The sequence below is a fragment of the Brevibacterium otitidis genome (assembly GCF_042429315.1).
In the GTDB taxonomy this organism is placed as follows: Bacteria; Actinomycetota; Actinomycetes; order Actinomycetales; family Brevibacteriaceae; genus Brevibacterium; species Brevibacterium otitidis.
Map to the genome: position 1 here is coordinate 1 of NZ_JBHMAU010000042.1, position 7,221 is coordinate 7,221.

A 7,221-nucleotide genomic window follows, 5' to 3' on the forward strand; every position below is an offset into this window, starting at 1 on the left:
CCTTAGGGTTCGAGATTGAGAGATTCAACCTCGATCCTGGACACCCTCGACCTGTGCTTGCGGCAGGCACGCCGCCAGTCACCCCTTGGAATCAATCATCTAGGAGAGGGGGGTGATGAGCATGGCACTGGGACCGATCGAGATCGCCGACATGCGCGATCGCGCCCGTCAGGTGCTGCACGAGGCCGATGATGCCGAGGCCGGTGCGTACTTGATCCGGTCGGGCGGCGGGGGAACCTTCCGCCAGTTCTACGACGAGCGGATGGAGCGGGTCGACATGCTGCGGGCGCTGGGCAAGCAGCTCGAGAACGAGGCGCGTCGTCATGAGGACGAGGCGCGCAGGATCACCGGCAGGGTCCGATGATGGAGATGACGGAATAGCCCCGGCCAGGGCCGGCCGGGGCTATCGGTGAAGAGGGAGAGGTCCATGCTCGGCAGGTGCGCTGGGCCGGTCGTGATCTTGGGTCAGGTGAGTTCGGTGATGAGGTCGCGGATTCGGGATCCGATCTCGTTATGGATGGGGTGCACCGCGTCGAGCTCAAGTCCTGCGGGGTTGTTCAACTGCCAGTCCTCGTAGCGTTTGCCGGGGAAGATCGGGCAGGTGTCGCCACATCTCGTCGTGCTCACTGCAGCCGAGGTCTGCGCGGTATCGGTGGCGAGCAGCGTGGCATGGTCGAAGGGTTGGATTGCGCACACGGCGAGGGCCTCGCCAGTGGCGAGGCCCTCGTGGCTGTTCCTATGACACAGCATCGAAGTTCCGTGTCCTATGACACAGCATCGAAGTTCCGTGGGAAGGATCAGCCTTCTGTCTTGGCGTCCTGGCAGCAGCTCATGCCTGCCTGCTGAGATGCTTCAGTGTTGGTGTTCTGCTGCTTATCGTCTTCGTCGGCCGGGACGATCTCGACGTTGCAGCAGTCCGACTGCTCGTTCTTCGAGCGTCCGGTGAACAGGTCCTTCAGTCCCATGGTGGTTCCTTTCCTGTGGTGGGTTTACGGGGACAGTTGTCGGGATCAGGCTGTGATCGTGAGGATGTAGCCGCCGGCGATCGCGACGGCCAGGATGGTGACGACGAATGTCACGAGAAGCCGTGGCTTGAAGACCGCCGTGAGCATCGAGACCTCTGGCGGGGAGGCCCCGCCCCGCCGATCATCAGGGCGAAGATCGGGCCGAGGGCCACACCGGCGGACTGGAGGGCCAGCCCGATCGGGAGCATGGTCTCCAAGCGGATGTAAAGTGGGATGCCGATGATCGCCGCGAGGGGCACCGCCCACCAGATGTTGGCTCCGGCGAAGGCGGTCAGCTGATCCTCGGGGACGAACTCGTAGATCGCGGCTCCGATCGCCACGCCGATGAGCATGGGCACAAGCAGGGGGCGCAGATCGGTCCAGGCTTGGCGGAGCGCTCCGGGCATCTCGTCGCGCATTCCTTTCCACGGCTCGGGCGTCTTCTCGCCCTGTACGCGCACGCGCTTGAGCGCCTTCTCCAGGCCCAGGCCGCGCCATACCCACGGGGCGAGCAGTGAGACGGCCAGGGTGAAGAGCGTGTAGACGATGGCGGTCGTCCACCCGAAGATGATTCCGATGCCGCCGACGATGATCGGGTTGAGCAGCGGTGAGGCGATGAGGTAGGTCATCGCTGTCTGGAAGGCGACCCCGGCGTTGAGCATTCCGACCAGCATCGGCAGTGTCGAGCAGGAGCAGAATGGAGTCACCGCCCCCAAGAGTAGTCCCTTGATGGGTCCGGGGACTTTCCCGCTGCTCATCCAGTCGCGCATCTTCTCCGGGCCGAATCGCCGGTTGATCAGCGCGACGACGGTCGAGACGACGAGGAAGAGGGCCAGCAGCTCGCCCAGCAGCAGTGCGAAGGTGCCGAGCGTGTCAGTCAGCATCGGTCACCACACTGCGTGCCGGGATCTCGGCCTCGGTGCAGCAGGCTCGCTGTCCGGCGGGAGTCAGGGTTGCAAGGTGGGCCAGCCATTGGACTGGGGCGGCCAACTGTTCGCAGCAGATCGAGATGAGGTTCGACCGGCCCTGCGGGGCCACTTCGATCAGTTCCGCTTTGAGCAGGGCGGAGACGTGGTGGCTGACCAGTGCCTGGCTGAGGCCGGTGGCCTCCTGCAGCTGCTTGTTCGTCTTGGCGCCATCGGCGAGGCACAGCACGATTGTCAGACGGTTCTCGTCGGCCAGAGCCGAGAGGGTGGGGGCCAGGTAGGCGGCGCGTTCTTTGGCCGAGAGGTCCGAGGCCACGGCCGGAATTTGTATCGGTGAAGACATACCTCCACACTAACAAGCGACTGCTTCTGACACAAGCGACGGCTTATCTATTGTGGGGGCGACGCCGCGGGGAGATGGCTGGTGATGTCATGGACTGCGTCCTTGGCGGTCCTGCCCGTCCCGATCAGGGTGGCTGAGGCGAAGCCGGTCCAGTCCCCGTGCCCGAGCAGGTGCAGGCGGGGCTCGTCGGCGGAGCGTGTGCCGATGGTCTTGGGCACGCCGTTCTCGCGCCTCAGGCCCAGGGAGGCGAGATGGTTCAGGGCGGGACGGAAACCGGTGCACCAGATGATCGCGACCACACTGTGGATGTGATGGCTTGGTGGCGGGTTTCTGTGATTGCTCAGTGGCGGTGCAGGCGCGGTCAGGTGTCGGCCGTGGTGCGGCGCAGCTCGCGGTAGATGGTGGTGCGGGAGACGTTGAACAGCTCGGCGAGCTCGGCTTGGGTATGTTCGCCGGCCGTGTGCAACGTCAGCAGGTGCTTGCGCTGAGAGGGCGAGAGCTTGGGCTTCTTGCCTTTGAGTTTGCCCTTGGATCTGGCGATGCCAATGCCTTCGCGGGTGCGCAGGCGGATGAGGTCCGCCTCAAACTCGGCCACCATGCCGAGCACGTTGAACAGCAACCGGGCGACGGCGTCGTTGGCGTCGTAGACGCTGCCTCCGAGACTGAGCGCCACTCCCTTGATGGTGAGCTCGCCCGCGATGTCCCGCGCGTCCGGGAGCGAGCGGGCCAGCCGACGTGCGGTGAAGGATCCCCTTACGGGCGTGCGATCTGGGCTGACGCCTGTGACCGAGTGTTCAGTGCGCGCTGTATAGTTCAATGCATGCTGACTATTGCTTCGCGTCTCGACGTGATGAACCGCCTGGGTCGTGCTCTGGCCGACCCCACTCGATCCCGGATCATCTTGACCCTGCTCGACCATCCCGCTTACCCGGCGGAACTGGCCCGAGATCTGGACCTGACACGCCCGAACGTGTCCAACCACCTGGCATGCCTGCGCGATTGCGGGATCGTCGTCTCCGAGCCCGAGGGTCGTCGAACACGATATGAGATCGCCGATTCGCACCTGGCGCAGGCGCTGACGGCACTGGTCGATGCCACCCTGGCAGTGGAAGAAGACGCCCCGTGCATCGATCCCGCCTGCTCGCTTCCCGGATGCGACGCAGCTGGGGAGAGCGCATGATCCTCGCCTCAGTCTTGCAGGCGATGGGCCTGTTCGCAGCGACCAACATTGACGACATCATCGTGCTCTCCCTCTTCTTCGCGCGAGGGGCAAGCCAGCGCGGCACTACCGCCCGCATTCTGGCCGGCCAGTACCTCGGATTCGCCGGCATCCTCGGTGCCGCGGTCCTGGTGACCATCGGCGCCGGAGCATTCCTGCCCTCGGCAGCCATCCCGTACCTCGGTCTCATCCCTCTAGGCCTCGGCCTCTGGGCGGCATGGCAGGCCTGGCGCGGAGACGATGACGACGATGACGACGAGGCCAAGGTTGCCGGCAAGAAGGTCGGCGTGTGGACAGTCGCAGGCGTCACCCTTGCCAACGGCGGCGACAACATCGGGGTCTACACCCCTGTCTTCCTCAGCGTGGAACCTCTCGCAGTAGTCGCCTACTGCATCGTCTTCCTCGCGCTCGTCGCGGCCCTGGTGACCCTGGCAAAGTTCGTCGCCACCCGCCCCCCGATCGCCGAAGTGCTCGAACGCTGGGAGCACATCCTCTTCCCCATCGTCCTCATCGGCCTCGGCATCGTGATCCTCGTCAGCGGCGGAGCCTTCGGACTCTGACGTAGCGGCAGCGATCCAAACGGCCCCGACCGGGCGCACCCCTCTCGGTTCAGACCGCGACACCTACCTGCAGCCAGTCCTGCGTGATCGCAGCAACAAGACCACCACAGAGCGCTGCAATAACCCCGCCACCAAGCGAACGAAGCCACAACCACACCTCCCGATGCCCGGTGATCCGACGAAGGAGGATCGACGGGCACCCTGTTCTGCGTGCGGGACCTCAGCCGTCCTCGAGTCGACGCAAGATGTTCGCCAACAGAATCACGGCATCCGCGGTGATGCCGGTCGTGGTCCGATCGGCCTTCGGTGAGTGCTTCATCTTGTGGGCGAGAGCCGATGCCTTCTTGGTCAGCCCCCGCAGCTCCTCATTGGACTTGCCGGGCAAACGGTGGTCGATGTACGCGCCGATGCGGATGTCGGTCTTGTCGACCGGAGGCTCTGAGAGTCCCGGTGGGCAGTGCACCTCAGGGTCGTAGACGTGGGCGCTGAGCGCCTCGAGGACGCCGACACAGCGGTTGCCCACGTCCTTGTAGTCGACAGGCGTGGAGGCTGACCTGAAGCGCTGCCGTAGCTGTGAGATGTGATCGTCGACGTCAGTCCAGCCGAGATCGCCGTGCGGCGAGATGCCTTCGGCCAGCTCGCCCATGAACTGCTGTTCCTCTGCCTCCTCGAGCTGGTCTTGCACGGGACGGAACCACTTCTCCAGGATGTCCCGACGCGCCTGCCAGCTGCCGTATGCACCCTCGGAGAGCCAGTGGCTCTTGAAGGAGGAGAAATCGCGCCACGGAGGCTTGAACTCGATCCCTTGCCGCTGGAGGACGAGGCGGAGCGTCCTGAGAGCCGCTCTCGCTTCCTCCTCGGAGATACGTAGGCCTGCCGGCTCGGTGCCGAACGCCTCGAACTCTTCCCTCACGAACCGCGTGAGTGACAGGGCTGTCTCGAGAGGCTTGGGGTCAGGGGCCGTGCCCTGTGCCAGTTGGGTCAGCAGCTCAGAGTTGAGCTCGGTCTCTTGTGAGTCCCAGGGGTTCCCCGTGTCGGGCGACTCCTGGAAGAAGTCGTCGATGCGCATGAGTCGGGTTAATGCTCATTTTGTGTGTACAGGATAGGGGTCTTGGCTAGTAGTCCGTAGGGCTTCAGGGGTGTGTACATGCTCTGAAAGCATGTGGGGTGACCGGTTCTAGGAATCAGCCCCGATGTGGTGTATGCGCAAACAAGCTCGTCAAGAACGGTAAGACCACCGCTGGACGGACGCGCTGGCGCTGCAAATCCTGCGGCGCTTCGACAACCCAACACCGGCCGGATATCACCCGGCACGCTGAGTTCCAGGCGTTCTTGTCCTGGCTGTCCGGTCCTGCTGGGATCAACCGGCTCGACGTGAGCGCATCGACGTTTGGGACTGCTGAAGGTTTGGTTGACTCTGGGGTTTATGCCGTCAGGGCGACGGCCTTGTGGTGAACCAGTTCGTATTCAACCGGGGTCAGTTTAGCCAGACGGCGCTGCCGACGCTTCTGGTGATAGGTCCGCTCGACCCAGTGGACGATTGCTGTGCGAAGCTGTGCGCGGGTGGCCCACCGGCGCCGGTTGAGGACGTTCTTTTGCAACACAGCGAAGAACGATTCCATCGCCGCATTGTCTCCAGCGGCACCGACTCGGCCCATCGAGGCGATCAGTCCGAGACGTTTCAGCGTCTGCTGNCCCGCCGCGACGGGCCACAGCGTCCTCAATCGCCGCCATAGCCAGCCGGGACTTCATCTGCGAGTCGATGGCATAGCCGACGATCTTGTTGCTGAACACGTCCTTGACCGCCCACATGTACAGCTTGCCCTCATCGGTGCGATGTTCCGTTATGTCAGTAAGCCATAGCTCGTTTATCCGGCTGGCGGTGAAGTCACGTTCGACGAGGTCATCACAGACCGGTGGGCCGGGCTTTTTGCCGTGTGTGCGGGCTCGTTTGATCGTGTGAGAGAACAATCCCTGTTGCGAGCACAAGCGCCACACCCGACGTTCAGAAGCGCAGTAGCCGGCAGCAGTGAGTTCATCAGCGATGAACCGATAACCGAACTCTGGGTCATCTGCATGGATGTCGTAAGCGGCATTGAGCAGGTGCGCCTCCTCCCAGTCCCGGGCTGGGACCGGATTCGCACACCATTTGTAGAACCCCTGCGTGGTAAAGCCGAGCACCCGACAGGTCACTGCCACCGGCACGCCGGTGGCAGCAAGATCACGGTACCTGCGGGTACATCATTGTGGGTGAGCGCCACCGAGCTTCAAGTTCGCCTGCGAGAGACACGCTGCTGCTTCACGCAGGATCTTGTTCTCTCGTTCAAGCTCGCGGATGCGTTTGAGCGCTGCCGCCTGAGTTCGTGACTCCTCGGGATCGCGCGCGGGCTCGAGGCCGTGCTCGCGCAAGCGAGCATCGCGCACCCAGGCCTGCAGGGCTGATTTCGAGATCCCGAGATCAGCGCACACCTGCTTCTGGGTCATTCCGTCGCCCACGAGCTCGAGCGCTGATTGCTTGAACTCATCTGTGTAGATCTTTGGCATGACCTCTCACCTTCCTGGAATCTATCCAGTCGTGAAGTCAACCAAACCTTCAGCAGTCCCGTTCGAGCCAGGTCAGGGCCTCATTGAGCGCCCCGGTTTCGGGCAGCGTCGCTATAGGGCGGACTTCACGAGTTACGAAACTTATTTGGAGAGGGTGAGTCAGCATGCAGTTGCCTGAATCGAACTATCACTACTCCCCGTTGTCGCACCAGGAAGCGGGAGACGTTTTGGCCGCGCTGTGGGAGTCGGTGGCTACGTCTTTGGACGAGCAGGATCAGATGCGGGTCGAGCGGCTGATGCAGCGGGTCGAGGCGTGTGTGGACATCGTTTTGGTGGAGCGTCACCCTTCGAGAGCCGGTGAAATGCGAGGAACGAGTATTTTACCGGGTGGCCCCGCCGGAGGCGATAGTGCGGGAGGTGGTCTGCTGTGACGGTGCAGCGTGTCGACGTACCGGAACTCCTCACGGTCGAGGAGGTCTCGGAGATTACTCGGGTGCCGAAGTCGACGCTGGCGAATTGGGCTCCTGACTTGCACAGGTTGGCGGGGTTTTCGGAGCTTTTGGTTTGTTTGTGCTGGTCAGCGAGTCGGGCTCGGTCGTGGTGGGTGACTAATATGGGGGTATGA

At 63.3% G+C, this 7,221-nt stretch carries 11 protein-coding genes and 2 pseudogenes; 5 read left to right on the forward strand and 8 right to left on the reverse strand.

Going from position 1 to position 7,221, the window contains the following annotated elements:
• The first annotated feature begins 115 nt into the window (after window positions 1–115).
• Window positions 116–364: a hypothetical protein gene (locus ACFFN1_RS05805; protein WP_376839479.1), complete on the forward strand. Its 249-nt coding sequence runs from the start codon at window positions 116–118 to the stop codon at window positions 362–364.
• A 101-nt stretch (window positions 365–465) separates the two neighbouring features.
• Here ACFFN1_RS05805 and ACFFN1_RS05810 read toward each other — a convergent pair whose 3' ends face one another.
• The 6 genes from ACFFN1_RS05810 to ACFFN1_RS05835 all read right to left on the reverse strand — a co-directional run bounded on the left by ACFFN1_RS05810 (window position 466) and on the right by ACFFN1_RS05835 (window position 3,192).
• On the reverse strand, window positions 466–750 hold the full coding sequence (locus ACFFN1_RS05810) for a low molecular weight phosphatase family protein (protein WP_058730770.1): 285 nt from the start codon (window positions 748–750) through the stop codon (window positions 466–468).
• A 47-nt stretch (window positions 751–797) separates the two neighbouring features.
• Window positions 798–965, reverse strand: coding sequence for a hypothetical protein (locus tag ACFFN1_RS05815; protein WP_376839480.1), 168 nt, complete (start codon window positions 963–965; stop codon window positions 798–800).
• Between the two features lie 110 nt (window positions 966–1,075).
• Complete coding sequence (locus ACFFN1_RS05820) at window positions 1,076–1,888, reverse strand: permease (RefSeq protein ID WP_376839482.1); 813 nt, start codon at window positions 1,886–1,888, stop codon at window positions 1,076–1,078.
• Window positions 1,878–2,273, reverse strand: a complete 396-nt coding sequence (locus tag ACFFN1_RS05825) for an ArsR/SmtB family transcription factor (protein WP_058730772.1) — start codon at window positions 2,271–2,273, stop codon at window positions 1,878–1,880. Before ACFFN1_RS05825 ends, ACFFN1_RS05820 begins: the two co-directional genes overlap by 11 nt.
• Before the next feature lie 47 nt (window positions 2,274–2,320).
• A complete protein-coding gene (locus ACFFN1_RS05830; protein ID WP_376839484.1) occupies window positions 2,321–2,572 on the reverse strand; it encodes a hypothetical protein in 252 nt (83 codons plus the stop codon).
• Between the two features lie 62 nt (window positions 2,573–2,634).
• Window positions 2,635–3,192: a recombinase family protein gene (locus ACFFN1_RS05835; RefSeq protein WP_376839486.1), complete on the reverse strand. Its 558-nt coding sequence runs from the start codon at window positions 3,190–3,192 to the stop codon at window positions 2,635–2,637.
• Between ACFFN1_RS05835 and cmtR the strand changes: the two genes are divergently transcribed.
• A complete protein-coding gene (gene cmtR / locus ACFFN1_RS05840; protein WP_376839488.1) occupies window positions 3,094–3,453 on the forward strand; it encodes a Cd(II)/Pb(II)-sensing metalloregulatory transcriptional regulator CmtR in 360 nt (119 codons plus the stop codon). The two genes, ACFFN1_RS05835 and cmtR, sit on opposite strands and share 99 nt — an antisense overlap.
• Complete coding sequence (locus tag ACFFN1_RS05845) at window positions 3,450–4,052, forward strand: cadmium resistance transporter (RefSeq protein WP_165883150.1); 603 nt, start codon at window positions 3,450–3,452, stop codon at window positions 4,050–4,052. Before cmtR ends, ACFFN1_RS05845 begins: the two co-directional genes overlap by 4 nt.
• 220 nt (window positions 4,053–4,272) lie before the next feature.
• Here ACFFN1_RS05845 and ACFFN1_RS05850 read toward each other — a convergent pair whose 3' ends face one another.
• Complete coding sequence (locus ACFFN1_RS05850; RefSeq protein ID WP_217005329.1) at window positions 4,273–5,121, reverse strand: hypothetical protein; 849 nt, start codon at window positions 5,119–5,121, stop codon at window positions 4,273–4,275.
• A gap of 98 nt (window positions 5,122–5,219) precedes the next feature.
• Between ACFFN1_RS05850 and ACFFN1_RS05855 the strand changes: the two are divergent.
• Window positions 5,220–5,396 (forward strand): annotated as a pseudogene (locus ACFFN1_RS05855) (transposase-like zinc-binding domain-containing protein); the annotation flags it as partial.
• 80 nt (window positions 5,397–5,476) lie between these two features.
• Here the strand turns inward: ACFFN1_RS05855 and ACFFN1_RS05860 are convergent.
• A pseudogene (locus tag ACFFN1_RS05860) lies at window positions 5,477–6,596 on the reverse strand (IS3 family transposase).
• Window positions 6,597–6,760: 164 nt separating this feature from the next.
• Here ACFFN1_RS05860 and ACFFN1_RS05865 point away from each other — a divergent pair.
• Window positions 6,761–7,027: a hypothetical protein gene (locus tag ACFFN1_RS05865; protein WP_376839490.1), complete on the forward strand. Its 267-nt coding sequence runs from the start codon at window positions 6,761–6,763 to the stop codon at window positions 7,025–7,027.
• Window positions 7,028–7,221: the final 194 nt, after the last annotated feature.

Excerpts from the sequence above, each read along its gene's own strand:
- ACFFN1_RS05835 (WP_376839486.1), bottom strand. The coding sequence starts at position 3,192 with ATGGTCGAGCAGGGTCAAGATGATCCGGGATCGAGTGGGGTCGGCCAG.
- ACFFN1_RS05825 (WP_058730772.1), bottom strand. The coding sequence starts at position 2,273 with ATGTCTTCACCGATACAAATTCCGGCCGTGGCCTCGGACCTCTCGGCC.
- ACFFN1_RS05820 (WP_376839482.1), bottom strand. The coding sequence starts at position 1,888 with ATGCTGACTGACACGCTCGGCACCTTCGCACTGCTGCTGGGCGAGCTG.
- ACFFN1_RS05850 (WP_217005329.1), bottom strand. The coding sequence starts at position 5,121 with ATGCGCATCGACGACTTCTTCCAGGAGTCGCCCGACACGGGGAACCCC.
- ACFFN1_RS05845 (WP_165883150.1), top strand. The coding sequence starts at position 3,450 with ATGATCCTCGCCTCAGTCTTGCAGGCGATGGGCCTGTTCGCAGCGACC.
- cmtR (WP_376839488.1), top strand. The coding sequence starts at position 3,094 with ATGCTGACTATTGCTTCGCGTCTCGACGTGATGAACCGCCTGGGTCGT.
- ACFFN1_RS05810 (WP_058730770.1), bottom strand. The coding sequence starts at position 750 with ATGCTGTGTCATAGGAACAGCCACGAGGGCCTCGCCACTGGCGAGGCC.
- ACFFN1_RS05865 (WP_376839490.1), top strand. The coding sequence starts at position 6,761 with ATGCAGTTGCCTGAATCGAACTATCACTACTCCCCGTTGTCGCACCAG.
- ACFFN1_RS05815 (WP_376839480.1), bottom strand. The coding sequence starts at position 965 with ATGGGACTGAAGGACCTGTTCACCGGACGCTCGAAGAACGAGCAGTCG.
- ACFFN1_RS05805 (WP_376839479.1), top strand. The coding sequence starts at position 116 with ATGAGCATGGCACTGGGACCGATCGAGATCGCCGACATGCGCGATCGC.